Origin of the sequence: Enterobacteriaceae endosymbiont of Donacia bicoloricornis (assembly GCF_012567955.1) — a bacterium.
Classification (GTDB): domain Bacteria; phylum Pseudomonadota; class Gammaproteobacteria; order Enterobacterales; family Enterobacteriaceae.
Window position 1 is genome coordinate 264826 of sequence record NZ_CP046186.1, and the last position, 20312, is coordinate 285137.

Sequence of the window (20312 nt, forward strand, 5' to 3'; positions counted from 1 at the left end):
TTTCTCCTAAAATATTTTAATTATTAATAATAATTTATACTCTTCTTTTTTTTGGAGGTCTACATCCATTATGAGGAATAGGAGTAATATCTGTAATATTAGTAATTTTAAAACCAGCATTATTTAATGCTCTAATAGTAGATTCCCTACCAGGACCTGGGCCTTTTACCATAATTTCTAAGTTTTTAATACCATAATGTCTAACAATTTCAGCACATTTTTCTGCAGCTACTTGTGCCGCAAATGGAGTTGATTTTCTTGATCCTCTAAAACCAGAACCTCCGGCTGTTGCACATCCTAAAGAATTACCTTGTCTATCTGTAATTGTAACAATTGTATTGTTAAAAGAAGCATGTATATGTGCAATACCGTCTACAATTTGTTTTTTGATTTTTTTTTTAAAATTCAAAGATTTTTTTTTCATTATATATACTCTTCTATAATTAGAAATTTATTTTTTGGAATATTTATATAATTTTTTTCTAGTATGTGCGTTAGTTTTAGTGCGTTGTCCTCTAACTGGTAATCCTTTTTTATGACGTAAACCTCTATAACAATTAAGGTCAATTAATCTTTTAATATTTAAATTAATATTTCTTCTTAAATCACCTTCTACTTTAAATTTTAATATAAAATTTCTTAATAAATCTATTTTTTCTTTAGTAAGTTGATTAATTTTAATATTTTGAGAAATATTAGCAATTTTACATATACGAATTGCATGTGAATTACCTATACCATAAATATATTGTAATGCTATTATTGTCCGTTTATTATCAGGAATATTTACACCAGCTATACGAACCATATTAAATCCTTTATTTAATTTTTATAATTTTTTTAAAAAAAATAGAAAATAATTATCCTTGACGTTGTTTATGTTTGGGATCTGTTTTGCAAAAAACATATAAAATTCTATTTCTACGAATAATTTTACAATTACGACACATTTTTTTTATCGAAGTTCGAACTTTCATTGTATTACATCTCCAAATAATATTATATAAATATTATCCTTTTAAATTAATTTTTTTAAGTATAGACTCATATTGAGTAGACATAATTAATGTTTGGATTTGTGTAATAAAATCAATAATTACAACTATTACTATAAGTAATGATGTACCACTTAAATAAAATGGAACATTAATTATATTTTTTAAAAATTCTGGTACAAGGCAAATAAAAGTAATATATAAACTACCAGTAAATGTTAATCTCATAATAATTTTTTTTATATATTTAGCTGTTTGTTCACCTGGTCTAATACCGGAAATATATGCACCAGATTTTTTTAAATTATCAGCAGTTTCTTGAGGATTAAATACTAAAATAGTATAAAAAAAACAAAAAAATATAATTGCTAAAATATATAAACAAATATATAGTGGTTGTCTAGGTTGTAGAAATATAGCAATTTTTTTAAGTAAACTATAATTAGTAATATTACTAAACCATGAAAATATAGTAGAAATAAATAAAATAATACTAGAAGAAAATATTGCGGGGATTACTCCAGCCATATTAATTTTTAATGGTAAATGAGTACTTTGTTGTATATTATACATTTGTTTTCCAAAATATCTTCTAGCATATTGCACATTAATTTTTCTTTGTCCTTTTTCAATAAAAACAATAAATAAAATTATTAAAAATACTAAAAATAATAAAACAAAAACCATAAAAAATTTTAAATTTCCTTGTTTTATTTGTTCTATAATTTGTCCTATATTTAAAGGTAATGTAGTTATTATACCAATTACTATAATAATAGAAACTCCATTTCCAATTCCTCTTTTTGTTATTTGTCTTCCTAACCACATTAAAAATATAGTACCTGTAATTAAACTCAAATTAGAAATTATAAAAAAATAAATATTAGGATTAATAACTAAATTATTCATACCAGGTAATTTAGGTAATGCAGTTGTTATACCTATAGCTTGAATAAACGCTAAAACTAATGTAGTATATTTCGTATATTTATTAATTTTTTTTTTCCCTTCTTCTCCTTCTTTTTTTAAAGTTATAAAATATGGATGAACTACTGTTAAAAGTTGCATAATAATAGATGATGATATATAAGGCATAACTCCTAAAGCAAAAATAGAAGCTCTACTAAGAGCACCTCCAGAAAACATATTAAACATATCAATAATAGTACCATGTTGTTTAACAATTAAAGAATGTAAAATACTAATATTAATACCTGGAATTGGTATGAATGAACCTATGCGAAAAATAATTATAGATGTTACTAAAAATATAAATCTTTCTTTTAATTCAATAAAACCTTTTTTAGTACTTTGAAAATTTAATTTTTTAAATGATTTAATCATTTATTATCTATTCCTCAATTATACCACCTAATTTTTTTATAATTATTTTAACACTTTTTGTACAATTTAATTTGATAATTTTTTTTGGAGATTTAATATTTCCTTTATTAATAATTTTTACATATTTAATTTTTTTACTAATTATTTTCGTAGATTTTAAAATATTTAAATCAATATAATTACCATGAATTTTTTCTAAATCTCCTAATCTAATTTCTTTTAAAAAAATATTTTTTTTTGATTTAAATCCAAATTTTGGTAATCTCCTATGTAAGGGACTTTGTCCTCCTTCAAATATTTTATTAATATTAAAACCAGATCTAGCTTTTTGTCCTTTATGACCTCTACCGCTTGTTTTTCCTTTTCCTGACCCAATTCCTCTTCCTAATCTCTTTTTATTATTTCTAATTTTAGAAGATAAATTATTTAAATTCATATTAATATAAAACCTTTAGCATATAAGATATTTTTTTAATCATTCCTAAAATACTAGGTGTATTTTTTTTTACAACAGTATGTCCAATATGTTTTAACCCTAAACTAATTAAAATTGCTTTATGTTTAGGTAATCTCCCTATAGAACTTTTAATTTGTGTAATTTTAATATTTTTTAACACTATTCATATTCCTTTTTATTTCTTCTATAGTTTTATTTCTTTTAGCAGCAATCATCTTTAATGATTGTATATTAGATAAACCTTTAATAGTTGCTTTTACTATATTAATAGGATTAGTAGAACCATAAGCCTTAGCTAAAATGTTATATATTCCTACTACTTCTAATACAGCTCTCATTGCTCCACCTGCAATAATACCTGTACCTTCATGAGCCGGTTGCATAAATACAAAAGATCCGGTGTGATATCCTTTAATAGGATATTGGATTGTATTATTATTAAGAATAATATTAATCATTTTTTTTCTAGCTTTTTCCATTGCTTTTTGTATTGCATTAGGAACTTCTTTTGCTTTTCCATATCCAAAACCAATTCTTCCATTTCCATTACCTACTACAGTTAAAGCTGTAAAAGAGAAAATTCGACCACCTTTAACGGTTTTAGATACTCTGTTAACAGAAATTAATTTTTCCTTTAGATCATAATTTTGATTTTTATTTTCATAAATATTCATATTTTTTCTTTTAAAAAATGTTTAAAATTTTAAACCTGTTTGACGTGCTGCATTTGCTAATGCTTTAATACGTCCATGATATTTAAATCCCGAACGATCAAATGATATATTTAAAATACCATGTTTTATAGCTCTGATAGCTATTGTTTCCCCTATAAAAATAGCAGATTTTATATTTCCAGTATATGTTAATTTCTCTCTAATTTTTTTTTCTAAAGTTGAAGCAGTAACTAAAACTTTATTATTTAAAGAAATTATTTGTGCATATATATGACGAGAAGTTCGATGTATGGATAAACGTATCATTTTTAACTTTTTTAAATTTTTACGTAATTTAGTAGCTCTACGTATACGAGCAATTTTTTTTAAATTCATTAATTTTAAACCTTCTATCTTTATTTTATTTTTTTTTTGTTTCTTTAATTTTAATTATTTCATTAGTATAACGAATACCTTTACCTTTATATGGTTCAGGAGGACGATAAGATCTTATTTTCGCAGCTACTTGCCCTAAAAGTTGCTTATTAGCTCCTGTTAAAATTATTTCATTTTGATTTAAACATTTTCCAAAAATACCTTTGGGAAAACTAAAATTTATAGTATGTGAAAAACCTAAAATTAAATTAAGTATATTATTTTTAATTGAAAATTTATAACCTACACCAAATAATATCAATTTTTTTGAAAATCCTATTGTTACTCCAATAATCATTGAGTTCATAATAGAACTAGCTGTTCCAGCTTGTGCCCAACTTTTTTTACAATTTTTTTTAGGTTTAAATAATAATTTATCTTTATTAAAGATTATTTTAATTTTTTTATTAAAAGTATTTTCTAATATCCCATTATTCCCTTTAACATTTATGTTTTGTCCATTAATATTAATTTTAATATTACTAGGAATAATAATAAATTTTTTAGCTATTCTAGACATTATTCATATACCTTTTTTATTTAAGATACATAACATATAATTTCTCCACCTATTCCATAATAACGTGCAGTATGATCTGTTATTATTCCTTTAGATGTTGAAATAATAGCGATACCTAAACCGGCCATAATTTTAGGTAAAAACTTTTTTTTTTTATAAATTCTTAATCCAGGACGACTAACACAATGTATTTTTTCTATAACTCCTTTTCCTTTAAAATATTTTAAAGTAATTTCTAATAAAAAATTTTTTTCTTTAATAAAATTAAAATTTTTAATATATCCTTCATCTTTTAAAATTTGAGCAATAGACTTCTTTAATTTTGAATATTGCATAAAAATTTTAGATTTATGTGATAATTGTCCGTTACGTATACGTGTTAACATATCTGCAATGGGATTTTGTATACTCATATTAAAATTGTCCTATACTAATTTATAATAAAATTTACCAACTAGATTTTTTTAATCCTGGAATATCTCCTTTCATTGCTGCTTCTCTTAATTTAATTCTACTTAGTCCAAATTTTCTTAAAAAAGCATGTGGTCGTCCAGTTATTTTACATCTATTTCTTTGTCTTGATAAACTAGAATCTCTTGGTAAGGATTGTAATTTAAATACAGCATTCCAACGATCTTTATCAGTAGTATTTATATTTAAAATAATTTTTTTTAATTTTTTTCTTTTTAAAAAAAATTTTTTTCCTAGTTTAATTCTTTTTAATTCACGTGCTTTAATAGATTCTTTAGTCATTTTATAAACCTTTTTTATGATCTAAATGGGAATTTAAATTCTTTAAATAAAGAATAACTTTCTGCTTTTGAAATATTATTAGTTGTAATTGTAATATTTAATCCACGAATACGATCGATTTTATCGAAATTAATTTCTGGAAAAATTATTTGTTCTTTTATTCCTATACTATAATTACCATCTTTATCAAAAGATTTTTTAGATAATCCTCTAAAATCTCTAATTCTAGGAATAACTATCCATAGTAAACGTTCAAAAAAATTCCACATTTTTTTTTTTCTTAAAGTAACTTTACATCCTATTGGATATCCTTTTCTTATTTTAAAAGCAGCTATTGATTTATGTGATTTTGTTTTTATTGGTTTTTGTCCACTAATAATAGTTAAATCATTTATTGCATTATCTAAATATTTTTTATCAGATATTACTTTCCCAACTCCCATATTTAAAGTAATTTTTTTTATACAAGGAACTTGCATAATAGATTTATATTTAAATTTTAGCATCAATTTTTTTCTTACTTTATGTTTATAATAATTATATAATTTTGACATTAAATATTATCTCGAATTTATTTTATATTTTTATTATTAGATCTAAAAAATCTTTTTTTTATTCCTTTATTATTTTTAATTTTAATACGATCAGCTTTACCTGTATTTTTATTAAAAATAGCAATATTAGATATATGAATTCCAGCTTCTTTTTCTAAAATACCTCCTGTATGCGATATCGCAGGATTAGGTTTACTATGTTTTTTAACTATATTAATTCCTTTAATTATTACTAATTCTTTTTTTATAAAAAATTTAATTTTTCCTTTTTTTCCTTTATCCTTACCTGCCAAAATTATTACTTCATCATTACAACGAAATTTGTGTATCATATATTTCTATCTCTTTATTTAATTAAATAACTTCAGGAGCTAATGAAATAATTTTCATAAATTTTTCATGTCGTAATTCTCTAGTAATAGGACCAAAAATCCTTGTACCAATTAATTGTTCATTAGTATCATTTAATAATACACATGAATTATGATCAAATCTTATGATAGAACCATCAGAGCGTCTTATCCCTTTTTTTGTTCTAACAATTACTGCTTTTAATACATCACCTTTTTTAACTTTTCCTCTAGGAATAGCATCTTTTACAGTGACTTTAATTATATCTCCAATATTTGCATAACGACGTCTTGATCCACCTAAAACTTTTATACACATAACACTTTTAGCTCCAGAATTATCTGCTATATTTAATATAGTATGTTCTTGTATCATATATTATCTCTATTTTTGAAAAATAAAAATTGTAATTTTAAATTTTTTGAAAATTAATGAATATAGATATTTTATTATATTATTGATTTTTTTATAATATTAACTAAAATCCAAGATTTAGTTTTTGATAATGGACGGCATTCTTTAATTTCAACAAAATCACCAATATTACATATATTTTTTTCATCATGAACATGTAATTTTGTTGTACGATTAATATATTTACCATATATAGGATGTTTTATTAATCTATTAATACTGACAATTATTGATTTTTGCATTTTATTACTTATTACCTTTCCTTTTAAAATTTTTATTTTCTTTTGCATAATTTTGTTATTTTTCCTTTTCTTTGAGATAAGATTGTTTTTATTTTTGCAATATTTCTTCTAGATTTTTTAAGTAAATGAGTTTGTTTTAAATTACCAGATGTTAATTGTATTTTTAAATTAAATTGTTCTCTAGACAAACTTAATAACTCATTTTCTAAATCTTTATTATTTTTTTTTAAAATATCATGTATTTTCATATAAAATTTATTTTATTTTGTTAAAAAAATAGTTTTAATAGGTAATTTTGCAGCACCTAATTTAAGTGCTTTACGTGCTATAATTTCAGATATTCCATCAATTTCATATAAAATTCTACCAGGCTGAATTAAAGCTACCCAATATTCTACATTACCTTTACCTTTCCCCATCCTTACTTCTAAAGGCTTTTCTGTTATAGGTTTATCTGGGAAAATTCTAATCCATATTTTTCCTTGTCTTTTCATTGAATGACTAATCGCTCTTCTTGCAGATTCTATTTGTTTAGATGTAATTCTTCCTCTATTTATTGCCTTAATACCATAACTTCCAAAATTAATATTCATTCCTATGATGACACCACGATTTCTACCTTTATGCATTTTTCTAAATTTTGTACGTTTTGGTTGTAACATTATTTTAAATCCTCTTTTTTATTTACGTCCTTTATTACGTTGTAACCTATAAGGTTGTGGATGATGTGTAATAGATTTTGTAAAAATTAATTTTTTTTTAAAAGTATTTTTTAATATCTCTCCTTTAAAAATCCATACTTTTACTCCTATTATTCCATAAGTAGTATTTGCTTCTGATAAGCTAAAATCAATATCTGCTCTTAAAGTATGTAATGGCACTCTGCCTTCTCTATACCATTCTGTACGTGCAATTTCTGCACCACCTAAGCGTCCACTTACTTCTACTTTTACTCCTTTAGCACCTAATCTCATAGCATTTTGTACAGCTCTTTTCATGGCTCTTCTAAACATTATTCTTTTTTCTAATTGTGCTGAAATTATATCAGCTACTAATTTTGCTTCTAATTCTGGTTTTCTAACTTCTGTTATATTTACTTGAGCAGGGACTCCTGTAATTTTAGAAATTATTTTTCTAAGTTTTTCTACATCTTCTCCTTTTTTACCAATTACAATACCAGGACGTGCAGTATGTATATTAACCCTAATACTTTTTGATGGTCTTTCTATAATAATTTTAGATACAGAAGCCTTTATTAATTTTTTATTTAAAAATTCTCTGACTTGTAAATCACTGTATAAATAATTTGCATAATTTTTTGTATTTGCAAACCATATAGAATTCCATATTTTTGTAATTCCTAATCTTAATCCATTAGGATGTGTTTTTTGCCCCATTAATTTTTTTCCCCAATTATTTTATCTGATAACACAATAGTAATATGACTTGTATATTTTAAAATTCGGTCTGAACGACCTTTAGCACGAGGCATAATACGTTTTATATTTGTACCTAAATCTATAAAGATTTTAAATATAAATAAACTATCAATATCTAATCCATAATTATGTTCAGCATTAGCTATAGCTGAATTTAATACTTTTTTAATTAAAAAAGCTGATTTTTTATTAGAAAAATTTAATATATCTAAAGCTTTAGAGATATTATTACCTCTAATAATATTAGCTACCAATCTTAATTTTTGTGCAGAAGAAGGAGCATATTTATATTTTGCAAGAATTTCCATTTTTTACCTTAAGTAAAATATATTTCATATATATATTTATTTTTTTAAAGTTTTTTTAATTTTTTTATCAGCTGTATGTCCTCTATATGTACGTGTTGGTGCAAATTCACCTAACTTATGACCAACCATTTCATCTAAAATATATATTGGAACATGTTGTCTACCATTATGTACAGCAATGGTTAATCCAATCATATTAGGAAAAATAGTTGAACGCCTGGACCATGTCCGTAATGGTTTTTTATCTTTATTTTTTATTGATTTTTCAACTTTTTTTAATAAATGTTGATCAATAAAAGGACCTTTTTTTAAAGAACGTGGCATATTTTTTATTCCCTTTTATTAAAATTATTTGTTACGATTTTTAATAATATATTTATCTGTTCTTTTATTTTTTCTTGTTTTTTTTCCTTTAGTCTGTATTCCCCATGGGGTTACGGGATGTTTCCCAAAATTTTTACCTTCTCCTCCACCATGAGGATGATCTATAGGATTCATAGCTGTTCCTCTAACTGTAGGCCTAATTCCTTTCCATCTTTTTGCTCCTGCCTTACCAAAAGTTTTTAACATATGTTCATTATTCCCTATTTCTCCTAATGTAGCTCTACAATTAGATAAAATTTTACGAATTTCTCCTGATTTTAATCTTAAAGTTATGTAAGTTCCTTCTTTTGCAATTAATTGCACATATGTTCCTGCTGCTCTTGCTATTTGTCCACCTTTTCCTGGTTTCATTTCAACATTATGTAAAATAGTTCCAACAGGAATATTGTTTAAAGGTAATGTATTGCCGATTCTAATATTAACATTTATTCCTGATTCTACAATATCACCAACTTTAAGATTTTTAGGAGATAAAATATATTTTTTTTCTCCATCTTTATATTTAATTAATGCAATATGAGCTGAACGATTTGGATCATATTCAATACGTTCTACTATAGCAGGAATATTATCTTTATTTCTTTTAAAATCTACAATACGATATAATTTTTTATGACCTCCTCCAATATGACGAGTTGTAATACGACCATTATTATTTCTTCCTCCTGTTTTATTTTTTTTTTCGACTTTAGAAGAAAAAGGTCTTCCTTTATATAAATGACGATTAATAACCTTAATCATGTGACGTCTACCAGGAGATGTCGGATTATATTTTTTTACTATCATGTTTTATAAATTTAATCCTTATAAATTTTTGTTGATATTAAAATCAATTTTTTGATTTTTTTCTAAAATTATATATGCTTTTTTCCAATTACTACGTTTATAATTATATCTTTTGTTTTTCTTTTTTTTACCTTTAACAATTAAAGTATTAACATGTTTAACTTTTATATTAAAAATTTTTTTTATTGCTTTTTTAATATCTATTTTTGTTGCTTTTTTTAAAACTTTTATAATTAAAGTATTTGTTTTTTCTGTAACAAAAGAAGATTTTTCAGAAATATGTGTTCCTTTTATGATTTTAAAATCATGATCTTTAAAAATCATTTTAATATCTCTTCTATATGTTTAATAGCATTAACGGTTATAATAATCTTATTAGCATTTATTAAATAAATAGGATTTATATTGATAGAATTTTTAATTTTGATATTATATAAATTCCTTGATGCCAAAAATAAATTTTGATCAATAAATGTTGTAATAATCATTATTTTATGAGATAAATATTTTTTTAATTTTTCAATTAATATTTTAGTTTTTGGTTGATTAATAGTAAAATTTTTTACTAAAATTAATCTTTTTTCTTTAATTAATTTTGACAAAATGCTTTTTAATGCGTTACGAAACATTTTTTTATTAATTTTTTTATTGTATATTTTATTTTTTGTTGCAAAAGTAACACCTCCAGAACGCCAAATTGGGCTTTTAAAAGATCCTGCTCTAGCTTTACCTGTACCTTTTTGTTTCCAGGGTTTTCTACTTGATCCTTTTACTTCTCCTCTTGTTTTTTGTGCTTTAGTACCCTGTCTGCCTATTGTTCTATATGATTCTACTAATTGATGTATTAATGATTTGTTATAATTCCTATTAAAAATATTATCTGAAACTATAACTATATCTTTAGTATCTTCTGTTATAATTTCCATTATAAATGCCTAATTAATTAATGTAATAATTTTATTAAATTAAATTTTTTACTGCTGGTTTAACAATAACATTACTCCCAGTATATCCAGGAACAGCTCCTTTTATAAGTAATAAATTTTTTATAGTGTTTAATTTTATTATATGTAAATTTTGAATAGTAATTTTTTTATTACCTAATTGTCCAGCCATTTTTTTACCTTTAAATACCCTTCCAGGAGTTTGATTTTGTCCAATAGATCCAGGAACTCTATGTGAGAGAGAATTTCCATGACTTGCATCTTGAGTTTTAAAATTCCATCTTTTTACAGTTCCTGAAAATCCTTTTCCTTTAGATATTCCAGTAATATCTACTTTTATTATTTGTTTAAAAATATCAATATTAATTTTTTGTCCTACATAAAATTTTTCAAGATTATTTTTTTTAAGACGATATTCCCATAAAATATATCCTGCTTCTGTTTGTGCTTTTAAAAAATGTCCCATTTCAGCTTTATTAATACGACTTGTTTTTTTAAATCCTGTAGTCATTTGAATTGCATTATATCCATCATTTAAAATTGTCTTAATTTGAGTAATACGAATTGTATCAAAATGTATAACAGTTATTGGAATGGATAAACCTTCTTTAGTAAAAATTCGAGTCATACCCATTTTTTTCCCTATTAATCCAATCATATTGTATATATACTCTATTTATATGTTAAAAAAATTATAATAGATTTTATTAACCTAAACTTATTTGTACATCAACACCTGCAGCTAAATCTAATCTCATTAATGCATCTACAGTTTTTTCTGTTGGTTCTATAATATCAACTAAACGTTTATGAGTTCTGATTTCATATTGATCTCTTGCATCTTTATCAACATGAGGTGATATTAATATTGTAAATTTTTCTTTGCGAGTAGGCAAAGGTATTGGACCACGAACTTGAGCACCAGTACGTTTAGCTGTTTCAACAATTTCGGCTGTTGATTGATCAATTAAACGATGATCAAAAGCTTTTAGACGAATACGGATTCTTTGGTTCTGCATTAGACCAGAGCCTCTTGTTTAAAAATAAAAATAACTCTCTATAAAATATATATTGAGAGACCTATTTGATTTTATAAAAAATAAAAATCATATTATTATGACTTATAAAGTATCATTAAAGCAATATATTTCATTTATAAAATATAAAAAATTATATAATATTACTTATTAAGTATAATGAAAATTATTATCTTTTAATATAAAGACTTATTACTTAAAATGAATGAACAACATAATAATAACATAACATTATTAGCCTTTGATTATGGTGTTAGAAATATAGGAGTTGCAGTAGGACATAGTTTAATTCGTATAGCACATAAATTAAAAGTTATAAAAAATAAAAAAATAGGAAATATTGATTGGATGAAATTTGATGATTTAATTAATCAGTGGAAACCTAAAAAAATTATAGTTGGATTACCATTAAAAATGGATGGAAGCCAACAATATACTACTGTTTTAGCTAAAAATTTTGCTTTTAATATAAAAAAAAAATTTAATATAGAAATAATTTTTCATGATGAAAGATTAAGTACAGTTGAAGCTAAATATATTTTGTTTTCAAAAGGAGGTTGGAAAAAATTAAAAACAGATGATATTAATTCATTATCAGCATGTATTATTTTACAAAGTTGGTTTGAAAATAATTAATTTTTTTTATAAAAAATATTTTATATAATTTGAGGTTATTATATTATGATAACAATAATATGTTTTTATAAACATCTAATAGAAATTATTCTTTTTATTTTTTTATTAAGATTATGGATATATTTTTCAATTAATGATTATTATAATTCTTTTGTAAGATATATTATGTTATTAACAAACTTTATTTTAAAATATTTTAAAATTTTTTTTTTAAAAAAAAAAAAAAATGAATTATTACTAATATTAGTAATAATTATATTACTATTATTTTTAAAATATCCAATATTAATTTTAATACAAGATAAAAATTTATTTTTTTATAAATTAAATGCTTATCTTTTTGTTAGTATTTTAACTTTATTAAAATTTTTAGGATATTTATTTTTTTGGTTAATTACTATATATTTAATTTCTAACATTTTTAATTTTAAAAATAATGATTTAATCGATCTTTTAGAAATATTTATAAATCAAATATATAATTTTAAAAAAAATAATTTTTTTAATACTTATAATATTAATATAATTCTATTAATCACTAATATAATTTTATACTTTTTAAGTAATTTATTAATAGATTTATTTCCACAATTTTGGTTTTTAATATAAAAAAAATATGATAAATTTTAATAAATATTACAGTTTATATATTCATATTCCTTGGTGTTTAAAAAAATGTCCTTATTGTGATTTTTACTCAACTATTTTTATAAAAAAAAATAAACAAGTACAAGAACAATATATAAATAGTTTATTACTAGATTTAAAAAAAACCTTATTTTTAATTAAAAGAACAATTTATATTAAAAGTATTTTTTTAGGAGGAGGCACACCAAGTTTATTAAATAAAAAACTAATTTCATTACTCTTAAATAAAATAAAAAAAAATGTGAATGTTTTAAAAACAGCAGAAATTACAATTGAAATAAATCCATCTTCTATTTCTGAAAAAAAAATTAGAAGTTATATTGATAGTGGTATTAATCGTTTTTCTATTGGTATTCAAAGTTTTAATAATAAAAGTTTAAAAATTTTAGGAAGAATACATAATTCTGAAGAAGCTATTAATGCTATTAATATTTTAATTCAAAATAATATATCAAACTTTAATTTAGATATCATTTATGGTATACCAGGTCAATCATTAAAAAATTCTTATGATGATTTATACAAAGCAATTTTATTTCAGCCTAGTCATATTTCATGGTATCAATTAACTATTGAAAAAAATACAATATTTGAAAAAATTAAACCTAAAAATTTATTAAATGATGATTTATTATGGAAAATGTTTTTACAGGGTAAAAAAATGCTTTTTAAGCATAAATATTTTCAATATGAAATTTCTTCTTTTGTAAGAAAAGAAGAATTTGTGTGTAAACATAATTTAAATTATTGGTATTTTGGTAATTATTTGGGTATTGGTTGTAATTCTCATAGTAAAATTACTCTATTAAATAAAAAAATTATTAGAATTATTAAAAATAAGAATATAAAACAATATATAAACGGTTACTATTTTTATTCTACAAAAAAAATTTTAGATAAAGAAATAATATTCGAATTTTTCTTAAATCGTTTTAGATTATATAAAAAAATTAATAAAAAAGAATTTTTTAAAATTACTGGAATAAAAATCACAAAAATTTTACCTTTAATAAAAAAAGCATTAAAATTAAATTATTTAAAAGAAAATAATAATTATTGGTTTATAACTAATAAAGGACATTTATATTTAAATGATCTATTAGAAATTTTTATTTAATAAGTAAAATTTTTTTATATTCTATACAATAAATATTTCTTTTCTTTTTTTTTGCTTGATTTAAAAATCTAGTTTTTAATAAATTTAAGTTAAAGTTTTTATAAATATTTTGATATTGATTAGATTTTAAAATAATAAATTTATTATTAATATTATTAATATTTTTTATGTTTGATATAATACTATTTTTATAATCTAAACAATCAGTTATTATATACAACAATCCATTATTTTTTAGTTTAAAAAAAATAATTTTTAAAAAATCTATTTTTAATAATCTTCTTTTTTTATGTTTTTTTTTTGGCCAAGGATCAGGAAAATATAATTGAATTAATTCAATTGAGTAATTTGGAAACATATTTTTTAATACATAAAAAGCATCATAATAAATTAATTTTAGATTCTTAATCTTATTTTTTTTTATTTTTTGTAAACAATTTATAATTCCTGGTATATAAACTTCTATTCCAATAAAATTATAATTAGTATTATTCATAGCAAAATTAATTATATTATTACCTCTACCAAAACCAATATCAATTATAATTGGTAATTTATTATTAAAAATATTTATAAAATTTATTTTTTTTTCTTTATAAGAAATATTAAAAAAATTAAAATATTTATTAAAAATTATTTGTTTTAATTTTTTTAATTTTCTATAACGACAAACAAAACTTTTTATATTATTCATGCTTTAAAATAAATAGACAATGTTGAAAAAAATAGATTATATATTATATTATTTTAATAAAAAAATATAAAAGAAAATTTATGTCAAAAAAAATTTTTTGTGTATATTTTCAATGTAAAATGCAAAAATTAAATTATAAAGTATATCCCGGTAATATAGGAGAAATAATTTATAATCATATTTCTAAAAAAGCGTGGATGCAATGGTTAATATATCAAACTAAATTAATTAATGAAAAAAAATTAAATATGACAAAAGAAAAAGATATTTCCTTTTTAGAACAGGAAATGATAAATTTTTTATTTAAAAATAATAATTTTTAGTTTTATTAAAATAATAATGTTGGAGCTAAGCGGGGTCGAACCGCTGACCCTCTGCGTGCAAAGCAGATGCTCTACCAAACTGAGCTATAGCCCCATTAAATTTTATAGGCTTGAGTGGATTTGAACCACCGACCTCACCCTTATCAGGGGTGTGCTCTAACCTCTGAGCTACAAGCCTATTTACTATCATAAATAGACTTTAATTAATTCATATTTATCAATAAATGTCAATAATAATATAATATTTATTTTAATAAATAAACTTTATTTTTTTAAAAAAAAAAATAATAATGATATTTTTATATTTAGGTTATAAATTTAATGTTTTTTGATAAAAATTTTATTTATTTTTTTATACAATTTATATTAATTATTATTATATTTTTTTGTTTTAAAAAACAAAAAAAAATTTCTAAAAATTACTTGATAAAAAAAATAAAAGAAAATAGAGAATTAGAGATTAAATTGATTAAAAAAACAGAAAAAATTGAATTTTTACAAAAAATAAAAATAAAAAATAAAAATTTAAATAAGATTATATCTAATCAATTTGAAACTATTTTAAATTTAAAAATAAAAATTAAAGAACTTCAAACAAAACTCAATGATACTATTATTTTTTTTGATAAAAAAGAAAAATTATTAATTAATAATAATCATTTTCTAAATATAGAATTTCAAAATTTAGCTAATAAAATTTTTAAAAATAGTGAAAAAAAAATAAACGAATATAGTACTCAAAATATTAAAAATATTATTCATCCTTTAAATATACAGTTAGAATCTTTAAAAGAACAGTTACAAAAAAATTTAAATCAAGAATCATTAGAAAGAAATATATTAACTAATGAAATTAAAAATTTAAAAAAATTAAATATACATATATCTCAAGAAGCTATTAATCTTACTAATGCTTTAAAAGGTAATAATAAAATTCAAGGTATTTGGGGAGAATTAATATTAAATAAAATTTTAGAATCTTCTGGTTTAAGAAAAGGATATGAATATGAAACACAAAAAAAAATTAAATTAGAAAATGAAAAAATAATACAACCGGATGTAATTATAAATTTACCATATGATAAAAAAGTAATCATAGATTCAAAAATGACTTTAATAGCATATGAACGTTATTTTAATACTAACGATAAAAACAAAAAAAAAAAAGCATTAAATGAACATATATTAGCTATTCGTACGCACTTACATTTATTAAGTAATAAAGAATATCAATGTCTATTAAAACTAAAATTATTAGATTATATTATAATGTTTATTCCCATAGAATCTGCATTTTCTTTAGCAATTAATTTTAAGCCTAATTTATTATATGAAGCTTTAAAATTAAATATTATGTTAGTTAGTCCTACAACTTTAATGATTTCTTTAAGGACAATAGAAAATTTATGGCGTTTTGATAAACAAAATAAAAATTCTTTAATTATTGCAAGTAAAGCTACAAAATTATATGATAAAATCAGATTGTTTGTAGATGACATACATCTTTTGGAAAAAAATATTAATAAACTACAATTAAATTATAATTTAGTGATTAAAAAATTATTTAAAGGTAAAGGTAATATAATTTCTCAAGCAGAAAATTTTCGTAATTTAGGTATTAAAGTAATAAATAAAATTAATAAAAATTTTATAGAAAAAAAATAAAATAGTTTTAAAAAAAATATATAAAGAGTATACTTATGTTCGATATAAGTGTTAATTTAACAAATAAACAATTTAAAAAAGATATAAGTACTGTTATAAATAGAGCTATTAAAAATAAAGTTAATGGAATGTTAATTATTAGTTGTAATCTAAAAGATAGCTTAAATGCTTATAATATAACTAAAAAATATAAAAATTATTGTTGGTCTACAGTAGGAATTCATCCTCATTATGCTAATTTATGGGAAAATAATTCTATTAACAAAATAGAAAAATTATTAAAATATAAAAATATTGTAGCAATAGGAGAATGTGGATTAGATTTTTATAGAAATTTTTCATCTCAAAAAAAACAATTATTAGCTTTTAATACACAACTTGAATTAGCTGCATCTTATTCTGTACCTATATATTTACATTGTCGTAATGCTTTTAGTTTTTTTTTTAAAATATTAAAATTTTGGAATTATAAAATTTCTAAAATTATAATACATTGTTTTTCTGGTAATAAATATGAATTAGAAAAATGTTTAGATATGAATATGTCAATAGGTTTAAGTGAATTATTTTTTAATAAAAAATATAGAATAGGATCTATAAATGATGTTGAATTAATTCCTAAAGAAAAATTATTAATTGGAACTGATTCTCCATTTTTATTATTTAAAGAAATGTATTTTAAAATATATAAAAAATTTAAAGGGAGAAATGAACCTTCATTATTACCTAATCTTTTAAAAAAAATTGTATCTTTAAGAGAAGAAACATATTCAATTTTAGATATTCAAACAGAAAAAAATGCTTTTAATATTTTTAATTTAAATTAAATATAAATATTTTAAATTTTAATTTTTATAGATTTAAATTTATTTAATAGTGAATAATAATATTAATTTTTAAATTTAAAATTTTATTCAAGAGAAAACAATAATGTATTTAACTTCTAATATATCTCAATTAATGACTGAAAAAATAAAAATTAATAGTAAAGTATTTATAGGTGGTTGGGTTCGTAATAAAAGACATTCTAAATTAGGTATTTCTTTTATTAATTTATATGATGGTTCATGTATTAATGATATACAAATTATTGCAAATAATAAATTAAATAATTATAAAAAAGAAATTTTAAATATTACTAGTGGATGTTCTTTAACAGTAAAAGGAATATTGAAATATTCTCCTAAAAATTTACAAAAATATGAAATACATGCATTAAAAATAAAAGTTATAGGTTGGGTTTATAATCCTGGAAAATATCCTATTTCTCCTAAAAAACATAGTTTAAAATATTTAAGAGAAGTATCTCATCTAAGATCTAGAACAAAAATAATCAGTTGTATTACAAGAATAAAACATAACATAGCTTTGTATATACATAATTTTTTAAATAAAAAAAATTTTTTTTGGGTAAATACTCCTTTAATTACCACATTAGATACTGAAGGTTCGGGAAAAATGTTTAGAGTATCTACTCTAGACTTATCTAATATTAAATATAAAAAAAATAAAAATATTTTTAAAAAAGATTTTTTTGGGAAAGAAGCATTTTTAACTGTTTCAGGACAATTAAATTTAGAAACATATGCTTGTTCTATGTCTAAAGTTTATACATTTGGTCCTACTTTTAGAGCTGAAAATTCAAATACTAAACGTCATTTAGCCGAATTTTGGATGCTAGAAATAGAAATAGCATTTTCTAATTTAGAATATATTATTAATTTTATAGAAAAAATGTTAAAAAGTATTTTTAAATACTTTTTAAATTTTCATGAAAGTGAAATTTCTTTTTTATCTCAACGAGAAGATAATAATTTATTTAATAAAATAAATAAAATATTATTAAATAAATTTAATATTATTGAATATAATGAAGTAATAAATATACTTACAAAATGTAAAGAAAATTTTTCTCATTTAATTACCTGGGGGGAAGATCTTTTAATAGAACATGAAAAATATTTAACAAATAAATATTTTAAGAATATAGTAATAATATATAATTATCCTAAAAATATTAAAGCATTTTATATGTATTTAAATAATGATAAAAAAACTGTAGCATCTATAGATGTTTTATTTCCTGATATTGGAGAAATTATAGGAGGTTCTCAACGTGAAAGTAGAATAAATATTCTAGATGAAAGATTAGAAGAATTAAAACTTAATAAAAATAATTATTGGTGGTATCGTGATTTAAGAAAATATGGCACTATACCTCATTCTGGATTTGGTTTAGGTTTTGAAAGACTGATATCGTATATTACTGGAATATATAATATTAGAGATATAATACCTTTTCCAAGAACTCCTTATAATGCAAAATTTTAAAAAATTTATAAAAATTTTTATTATTAATAAGGATAAAAATGATGAAATGTAATATATTAAAAATTTTAATATCTTTTTTATTAACAATTAGTAGTATTACTACTGTTAATGCAAGTGAAATTTATAATAAAAATGGACAAAAAATAGATTTATATGGATTTTTAGATATTAAAAAAGCTTCTTCTAATAAAGATAGAGAAGATATACCAAAAAAATATGAAAATATTATCTCAAATATGATTCTGGGTTTTAAAAGTAACACAAATATTTTTAATAATATTGATGGTTATGCACAATTTGAATATAGCTTACCAATAAATCAAACTGAAATGGATAAAAACATTTTTCCCTCAATACGGTTAGGATTTATAGGTTTTAACTTTAATAATGGAAATAGTTCTATTGATTTTGGAAGGAATTATGGAATTTTGTATGATACAACTTCTTTAATTAAAAAAGAATCTTTTTTTATAAGTGACTTAATGTATAATTACAATGATAAGTTTATGTTTGGAAGAGCAAATAATCTTCTAACATATAGAAATAAAAATTTTTTTGGTCTAATTAAAGGATTAGATATTGCTTTACAATATAAAAGTCCTTTATTGTATACTGAAAATGATGTTTTTCATAATGAAAATGATAATAAAAACCGTAATATTTTTATAGAGAAGGAAAAAAATAAGAAAGGATGGGGAGCATCATTTAAATATAAAATAGGAGATTCTGGAGTTAGTATTACTGGATCTTATTTTAACTCTTCCAAAATAATTGATAAAAATGATGAATTAAAAAAAATTTTTTTCATAAAAAATAATAATAAAAATGATGATATAAGTGCTTTTTCAATTGGTGCTAAATATGAAAAAAATAATATTTATTTAGCTACTGTTTTTAGTAAAGCAAAAAATTCATTAACATATTTAGATAGAAATAATTATTATTTTGCTAACAAAATGACAAATTTAGAAATTATTGGACAATATAAATTTAATAATAATTTAAAAGCTACTATTTCATATATTCAGTCAGAAGGAAGTAATATTCCTGCTGGATATCATTATGATGGAGGAAATATAAATTTTCTAAAATATGTAACAATTAATACAATTTATAAATTTAATAAAAATTTATCCGCTTATTTTGATTACCGTATTAATTTATTAAATAAAAATAATAGATATATAAAATCAAATCATATTTTTACAAATAATCTTTTTGGTGTTGGTTTAATTTATCATTTTTAAAAAATGATAAAATAAAATATTTATTAATTACTAGC

General features: G+C 21.1%; 34 protein-coding genes and 2 tRNA genes. 8 read left to right on the forward strand and 28 right to left on the reverse strand.

All coding sequences use genetic code 11. The features are described from left to right. Positions 1 to 34: 34 nt before the first annotated feature. From rpsK to rpsJ, 25 genes are all read right to left on the reverse strand, one after another. Positions 35 to 424, reverse strand: a complete 390-nt coding sequence (gene rpsK / locus GJU03_RS01260) for a 30S ribosomal protein S11 (protein WP_168918885.1) — start codon at positions 422 to 424, stop codon at positions 35 to 37. Between the two features lie 27 nt (positions 425 to 451). Continuing rightward, positions 452 to 808, reverse strand: a complete 357-nt coding sequence (gene rpsM / locus GJU03_RS01265; RefSeq protein ID WP_168918886.1) for a 30S ribosomal protein S13 — start codon at positions 806 to 808, stop codon at positions 452 to 454. Between the two features lie 52 nt (positions 809 to 860). After that, on the reverse strand, positions 861 to 977 hold the full coding sequence (gene rpmJ / locus GJU03_RS01270) for a 50S ribosomal protein L36 (protein WP_168918887.1): 117 nt from the start codon (positions 975 to 977) through the stop codon (positions 861 to 863). A 33-nt stretch (positions 978 to 1010) separates the two neighbouring features. Further along, the gene (secY, locus tag GJU03_RS01275; protein WP_168918888.1) at positions 1011 to 2339 is read right to left on the reverse strand and encodes a preprotein translocase subunit SecY; all 1329 of its coding nucleotides are present in this window, start codon (positions 2337 to 2339) and stop codon (positions 1011 to 1013) included. 7 nt (positions 2340 to 2346) lie between these two features. Further along, positions 2347 to 2775, reverse strand: a complete 429-nt coding sequence (gene rplO / locus GJU03_RS01280) for a 50S ribosomal protein L15 (protein WP_168918889.1) — start codon at positions 2773 to 2775, stop codon at positions 2347 to 2349. Position 2776: 1 nt separating this feature from the next. Further along, positions 2777 to 2956 carry a 50S ribosomal protein L30 gene (gene rpmD / locus GJU03_RS01285; protein ID WP_168918890.1) on the reverse strand — a complete coding sequence of 60 codons (180 nt, stop codon included), beginning with the start codon at positions 2954 to 2956 and terminating at the stop codon, positions 2777 to 2779. Then, entirely contained in the window at positions 2940 to 3470 is a 531-nt protein-coding gene (gene rpsE, locus GJU03_RS01290; RefSeq protein WP_168918891.1) for a 30S ribosomal protein S5, read from the reverse strand. The genes rpmD and rpsE overlap by 17 nt, the downstream gene beginning before the upstream one ends. A gap of 21 nt (positions 3471 to 3491) precedes the next feature. Next, positions 3492 to 3845 carry a 50S ribosomal protein L18 gene (rplR, locus tag GJU03_RS01295; RefSeq protein ID WP_168918892.1) on the reverse strand — a complete coding sequence of 118 codons (354 nt, stop codon included), beginning with the start codon at positions 3843 to 3845 and terminating at the stop codon, positions 3492 to 3494. Positions 3846 to 3870: 25 nt separating this feature from the next. After that, positions 3871 to 4404, reverse strand: a complete 534-nt coding sequence (rplF, locus tag GJU03_RS01300) for a 50S ribosomal protein L6 (protein ID WP_168918893.1) — start codon at positions 4402 to 4404, stop codon at positions 3871 to 3873. 20 nt (positions 4405 to 4424) lie between these two features. Then, on the reverse strand, positions 4425 to 4817 hold the full coding sequence (gene rpsH / locus GJU03_RS01305; RefSeq protein WP_168918894.1) for a 30S ribosomal protein S8: 393 nt from the start codon (positions 4815 to 4817) through the stop codon (positions 4425 to 4427). Positions 4818 to 4851: 34 nt separating this feature from the next. After that, the gene (gene rpsN / locus GJU03_RS01310) at positions 4852 to 5157 is read right to left on the reverse strand and encodes a 30S ribosomal protein S14 (RefSeq protein WP_168918895.1); all 306 of its coding nucleotides are present in this window, start codon (positions 5155 to 5157) and stop codon (positions 4852 to 4854) included. A gap of 14 nt (positions 5158 to 5171) precedes the next feature. After that, positions 5172 to 5711, reverse strand: a complete 540-nt coding sequence (gene rplE, locus GJU03_RS01315; RefSeq protein WP_168918896.1) for a 50S ribosomal protein L5 — start codon at positions 5709 to 5711, stop codon at positions 5172 to 5174. Between the two features lie 17 nt (positions 5712 to 5728). Further along, complete coding sequence (gene rplX / locus GJU03_RS01320) at positions 5729 to 6043, reverse strand: 50S ribosomal protein L24 (protein ID WP_168918897.1); 315 nt, start codon at positions 6041 to 6043, stop codon at positions 5729 to 5731. Between the two features lie 22 nt (positions 6044 to 6065). Further along, positions 6066 to 6437, reverse strand: a complete 372-nt coding sequence (rplN, locus tag GJU03_RS01325; RefSeq protein WP_168918898.1) for a 50S ribosomal protein L14 — start codon at positions 6435 to 6437, stop codon at positions 6066 to 6068. 74 nt (positions 6438 to 6511) lie between these two features. After that, entirely contained in the window at positions 6512 to 6766 is a 255-nt protein-coding gene (gene rpsQ, locus GJU03_RS01330) for a 30S ribosomal protein S17 (protein WP_168918899.1), read from the reverse strand. Continuing rightward, complete coding sequence (rpmC, locus tag GJU03_RS01335) at positions 6751 to 6966, reverse strand: 50S ribosomal protein L29 (RefSeq protein ID WP_168918900.1); 216 nt, start codon at positions 6964 to 6966, stop codon at positions 6751 to 6753. Before rpmC ends, rpsQ begins: the two co-directional genes overlap by 16 nt. 12 nt (positions 6967 to 6978) lie before the next feature. Continuing rightward, on the reverse strand, positions 6979 to 7380 hold the full coding sequence (rplP, locus tag GJU03_RS01340; RefSeq protein WP_168918901.1) for a 50S ribosomal protein L16: 402 nt from the start codon (positions 7378 to 7380) through the stop codon (positions 6979 to 6981). An 18-nt stretch (positions 7381 to 7398) separates the two neighbouring features. Next, entirely contained in the window at positions 7399 to 8115 is a 717-nt protein-coding gene (gene rpsC, locus GJU03_RS01345) for a 30S ribosomal protein S3 (protein WP_168918902.1), read from the reverse strand. Next, a complete protein-coding gene (gene rplV, locus GJU03_RS01350) occupies positions 8115 to 8465 on the reverse strand; it encodes a 50S ribosomal protein L22 (RefSeq protein WP_168918903.1) in 351 nt (116 codons plus the stop codon). Before rplV ends, rpsC begins: the two co-directional genes overlap by 1 nt. A 36-nt stretch (positions 8466 to 8501) precedes the next feature. Further along, the gene (gene rpsS / locus GJU03_RS01355) at positions 8502 to 8789 is read right to left on the reverse strand and encodes a 30S ribosomal protein S19 (RefSeq protein WP_168918904.1); all 288 of its coding nucleotides are present in this window, start codon (positions 8787 to 8789) and stop codon (positions 8502 to 8504) included. A 24-nt stretch (positions 8790 to 8813) separates the two neighbouring features. Continuing rightward, entirely contained in the window at positions 8814 to 9635 is an 822-nt protein-coding gene (gene rplB, locus GJU03_RS01360; protein WP_168918905.1) for a 50S ribosomal protein L2, read from the reverse strand. A gap of 18 nt (positions 9636 to 9653) precedes the next feature. Continuing rightward, positions 9654 to 9959: a 50S ribosomal protein L23 gene (rplW, locus tag GJU03_RS01365; protein WP_168918906.1), complete on the reverse strand. Its 306-nt coding sequence runs from the start codon at positions 9957 to 9959 to the stop codon at positions 9654 to 9656. Next, entirely contained in the window at positions 9956 to 10561 is a 606-nt protein-coding gene (gene rplD, locus GJU03_RS01370) for a 50S ribosomal protein L4 (protein WP_168918907.1), read from the reverse strand. The genes rplW and rplD overlap by 4 nt, the downstream gene beginning before the upstream one ends. A gap of 34 nt (positions 10562 to 10595) precedes the next feature. Continuing rightward, on the reverse strand, positions 10596 to 11237 hold the full coding sequence (gene rplC, locus GJU03_RS01375; RefSeq protein ID WP_168918908.1) for a 50S ribosomal protein L3: 642 nt from the start codon (positions 11235 to 11237) through the stop codon (positions 10596 to 10598). 49 nt (positions 11238 to 11286) lie between these two features. Further along, positions 11287 to 11598 carry a 30S ribosomal protein S10 gene (rpsJ, locus tag GJU03_RS01380; protein ID WP_168821827.1) on the reverse strand — a complete coding sequence of 104 codons (312 nt, stop codon included), beginning with the start codon at positions 11596 to 11598 and terminating at the stop codon, positions 11287 to 11289. Positions 11599 to 11817: 219 nt separating this feature from the next. Between rpsJ and ruvX the strand changes: the two genes are divergently transcribed. The 3 genes from ruvX to hemW are packed head-to-tail and all read left to right on the forward strand — an operon-like array spanning position 11818 to position 14017. Then, positions 11818 to 12252, forward strand: coding sequence for a Holliday junction resolvase RuvX (gene ruvX / locus GJU03_RS01385; RefSeq protein ID WP_168918909.1), 435 nt, complete (start codon positions 11818 to 11820; stop codon positions 12250 to 12252). A gap of 45 nt (positions 12253 to 12297) precedes the next feature. Beyond that, a complete protein-coding gene (locus GJU03_RS01390) occupies positions 12298 to 12861 on the forward strand; it encodes a hypothetical protein (RefSeq protein ID WP_168918910.1) in 564 nt (187 codons plus the stop codon). Between the two features lie 7 nt (positions 12862 to 12868). After that, entirely contained in the window at positions 12869 to 14017 is a 1149-nt protein-coding gene (gene hemW, locus GJU03_RS01395; RefSeq protein WP_168918911.1) for a radical SAM family heme chaperone HemW, read from the forward strand. Here hemW and trmB read toward each other — a convergent pair. Then, positions 14010 to 14711, reverse strand: coding sequence for a tRNA (guanosine(46)-N7)-methyltransferase TrmB (gene trmB, locus GJU03_RS01400; protein ID WP_168918912.1), 702 nt, complete (start codon positions 14709 to 14711; stop codon positions 14010 to 14012). The genes hemW and trmB overlap by 8 nt on opposite strands. 80 nt (positions 14712 to 14791) lie before the next feature. Here trmB and GJU03_RS01405 point away from each other — a divergent pair, with 80 nt between their 5' ends. Continuing rightward, positions 14792 to 15034, forward strand: a complete 243-nt coding sequence (locus tag GJU03_RS01405) for an oxidative damage protection protein (protein ID WP_168918913.1) — start codon at positions 14792 to 14794, stop codon at positions 15032 to 15034. 20 nt (positions 15035 to 15054) lie between these two features. Here GJU03_RS01405 and GJU03_RS01410 read toward each other — a convergent pair. Beyond that, positions 15055 to 15128 (reverse strand) — tRNA-Ala (locus GJU03_RS01410). Between the two features lie 11 nt (positions 15129 to 15139). Beyond that, positions 15140 to 15212, reverse strand: a tRNA-Ile gene (locus GJU03_RS01415). A gap of 143 nt (positions 15213 to 15355) precedes the next feature. Here GJU03_RS01415 and rmuC point away from each other — a divergent pair. From rmuC to GJU03_RS01435, 4 genes are all read left to right on the forward strand, one after another. Continuing rightward, complete coding sequence (gene rmuC / locus GJU03_RS01420; protein WP_168918914.1) at positions 15356 to 16699, forward strand: DNA recombination protein RmuC; 1344 nt, start codon at positions 15356 to 15358, stop codon at positions 16697 to 16699. A 35-nt stretch (positions 16700 to 16734) separates the two neighbouring features. Next, positions 16735 to 17526 (forward strand): TatD family hydrolase, encoded by a 792-nt coding sequence (locus GJU03_RS01425; RefSeq protein ID WP_168918915.1) that lies wholly within the window; start codon positions 16735 to 16737, stop codon positions 17524 to 17526. A gap of 103 nt (positions 17527 to 17629) precedes the next feature. Continuing rightward, complete coding sequence (gene asnS, locus GJU03_RS01430) at positions 17630 to 19030, forward strand: asparagine--tRNA ligase (RefSeq protein WP_168918916.1); 1401 nt, start codon at positions 17630 to 17632, stop codon at positions 19028 to 19030. Between the two features lie 41 nt (positions 19031 to 19071). Then, a complete protein-coding gene (locus GJU03_RS01435) occupies positions 19072 to 20277 on the forward strand; it encodes a porin (protein WP_168918917.1) in 1206 nt (401 codons plus the stop codon). Positions 20278 to 20312 lie beyond the last annotated feature (35 nt).

Bases quoted from the DNA above. Each gene is read 5' to 3' on its own strand.
- rpsK (WP_168918885.1), bottom strand. From the start codon at position 424: ATGAAAAAAAAATCTTTGAATTTTAAAAAAAAAATCAAAAAACAAATT.
- rpsM (WP_168918886.1), bottom strand. From the start codon at position 808: ATGGTTCGTATAGCTGGTGTAAATATTCCTGATAATAAACGGACAATA.
- rpmJ (WP_168918887.1), bottom strand. From the start codon at position 977: ATGAAAGTTCGAACTTCGATAAAAAAAATGTGTCGTAATTGTAAAATT.
- secY (WP_168918888.1), bottom strand. From the start codon at position 2,339: ATGATTAAATCATTTAAAAAATTAAATTTTCAAAGTACTAAAAAAGGT.
- rplO (WP_168918889.1), bottom strand. From the start codon at position 2,775: ATGAATTTAAATAATTTATCTTCTAAAATTAGAAATAATAAAAAGAGA.
- rpsE (WP_168918891.1), bottom strand. From the start codon at position 3,470: ATGAATATTTATGAAAATAAAAATCAAAATTATGATCTAAAGGAAAAA.
- rplR (WP_168918892.1), bottom strand. From the start codon at position 3,845: ATGAATTTAAAAAAAATTGCTCGTATACGTAGAGCTACTAAATTACGT.
- rplF (WP_168918893.1), bottom strand. From the start codon at position 4,404: ATGTCTAGAATAGCTAAAAAATTTATTATTATTCCTAGTAATATTAAA.
- rpsH (WP_168918894.1), bottom strand. From the start codon at position 4,817: ATGAGTATACAAAATCCCATTGCAGATATGTTAACACGTATACGTAAC.
- rpsN (WP_168918895.1), bottom strand. From the start codon at position 5,157: ATGACTAAAGAATCTATTAAAGCACGTGAATTAAAAAGAATTAAACTA.
- rplE (WP_168918896.1), bottom strand. From the start codon at position 5,711: ATGTCAAAATTATATAATTATTATAAACATAAAGTAAGAAAAAAATTG.
- rplX (WP_168918897.1), bottom strand. From the start codon at position 6,043: ATGATACACAAATTTCGTTGTAATGATGAAGTAATAATTTTGGCAGGT.
- rplN (WP_168918898.1), bottom strand. From the start codon at position 6,437: ATGATACAAGAACATACTATATTAAATATAGCAGATAATTCTGGAGCT.
- rpsQ (WP_168918899.1), bottom strand. From the start codon at position 6,766: ATGCAAAAGAAAATAAAAATTTTAAAAGGAAAGGTAATAAGTAATAAA.
- rpmC (WP_168918900.1), bottom strand. From the start codon at position 6,966: ATGAAAATACATGATATTTTAAAAAAAAATAATAAAGATTTAGAAAAT.
- rplP (WP_168918901.1), bottom strand. From the start codon at position 7,380: ATGTTACAACCAAAACGTACAAAATTTAGAAAAATGCATAAAGGTAGA.
- rpsC (WP_168918902.1), bottom strand. From the start codon at position 8,115: ATGGGGCAAAAAACACATCCTAATGGATTAAGATTAGGAATTACAAAA.
- rplV (WP_168918903.1), bottom strand. From the start codon at position 8,465: ATGGAAATTCTTGCAAAATATAAATATGCTCCTTCTTCTGCACAAAAA.
- rpsS (WP_168918904.1), bottom strand. From the start codon at position 8,789: ATGCCACGTTCTTTAAAAAAAGGTCCTTTTATTGATCAACATTTATTA.
- rplB (WP_168918905.1), bottom strand. From the start codon at position 9,635: ATGATAGTAAAAAAATATAATCCGACATCTCCTGGTAGACGTCACATG.
- rplW (WP_168918906.1), bottom strand. From the start codon at position 9,959: ATGATTTTTAAAGATCATGATTTTAAAATCATAAAAGGAACACATATT.
- rplD (WP_168918907.1), bottom strand. From the start codon at position 10,561: ATGGAAATTATAACAGAAGATACTAAAGATATAGTTATAGTTTCAGAT.
- rplC (WP_168918908.1), bottom strand. From the start codon at position 11,237: ATGATTGGATTAATAGGGAAAAAAATGGGTATGACTCGAATTTTTACT.
- rpsJ (WP_168821827.1), bottom strand. From the start codon at position 11,598: ATGCAGAACCAAAGAATCCGTATTCGTCTAAAAGCTTTTGATCATCGT.
- ruvX (WP_168918909.1), top strand. From the start codon at position 11,818: ATGAATGAACAACATAATAATAACATAACATTATTAGCCTTTGATTAT.
- GJU03_RS01390 (WP_168918910.1), top strand. From the start codon at position 12,298: ATGATAACAATAATATGTTTTTATAAACATCTAATAGAAATTATTCTT.
- hemW (WP_168918911.1), top strand. From the start codon at position 12,869: ATGATAAATTTTAATAAATATTACAGTTTATATATTCATATTCCTTGG.
- trmB (WP_168918912.1), bottom strand. From the start codon at position 14,711: ATGAATAATATAAAAAGTTTTGTTTGTCGTTATAGAAAATTAAAAAAA.
- GJU03_RS01405 (WP_168918913.1), top strand. From the start codon at position 14,792: ATGTCAAAAAAAATTTTTTGTGTATATTTTCAATGTAAAATGCAAAAA.
- rmuC (WP_168918914.1), top strand. From the start codon at position 15,356: ATGTTTTTTGATAAAAATTTTATTTATTTTTTTATACAATTTATATTA.
- GJU03_RS01425 (WP_168918915.1), top strand. From the start codon at position 16,735: ATGTTCGATATAAGTGTTAATTTAACAAATAAACAATTTAAAAAAGAT.
- asnS (WP_168918916.1), top strand. From the start codon at position 17,630: ATGTATTTAACTTCTAATATATCTCAATTAATGACTGAAAAAATAAAA.
- GJU03_RS01435 (WP_168918917.1), top strand. From the start codon at position 19,072: ATGAAATGTAATATATTAAAAATTTTAATATCTTTTTTATTAACAATT.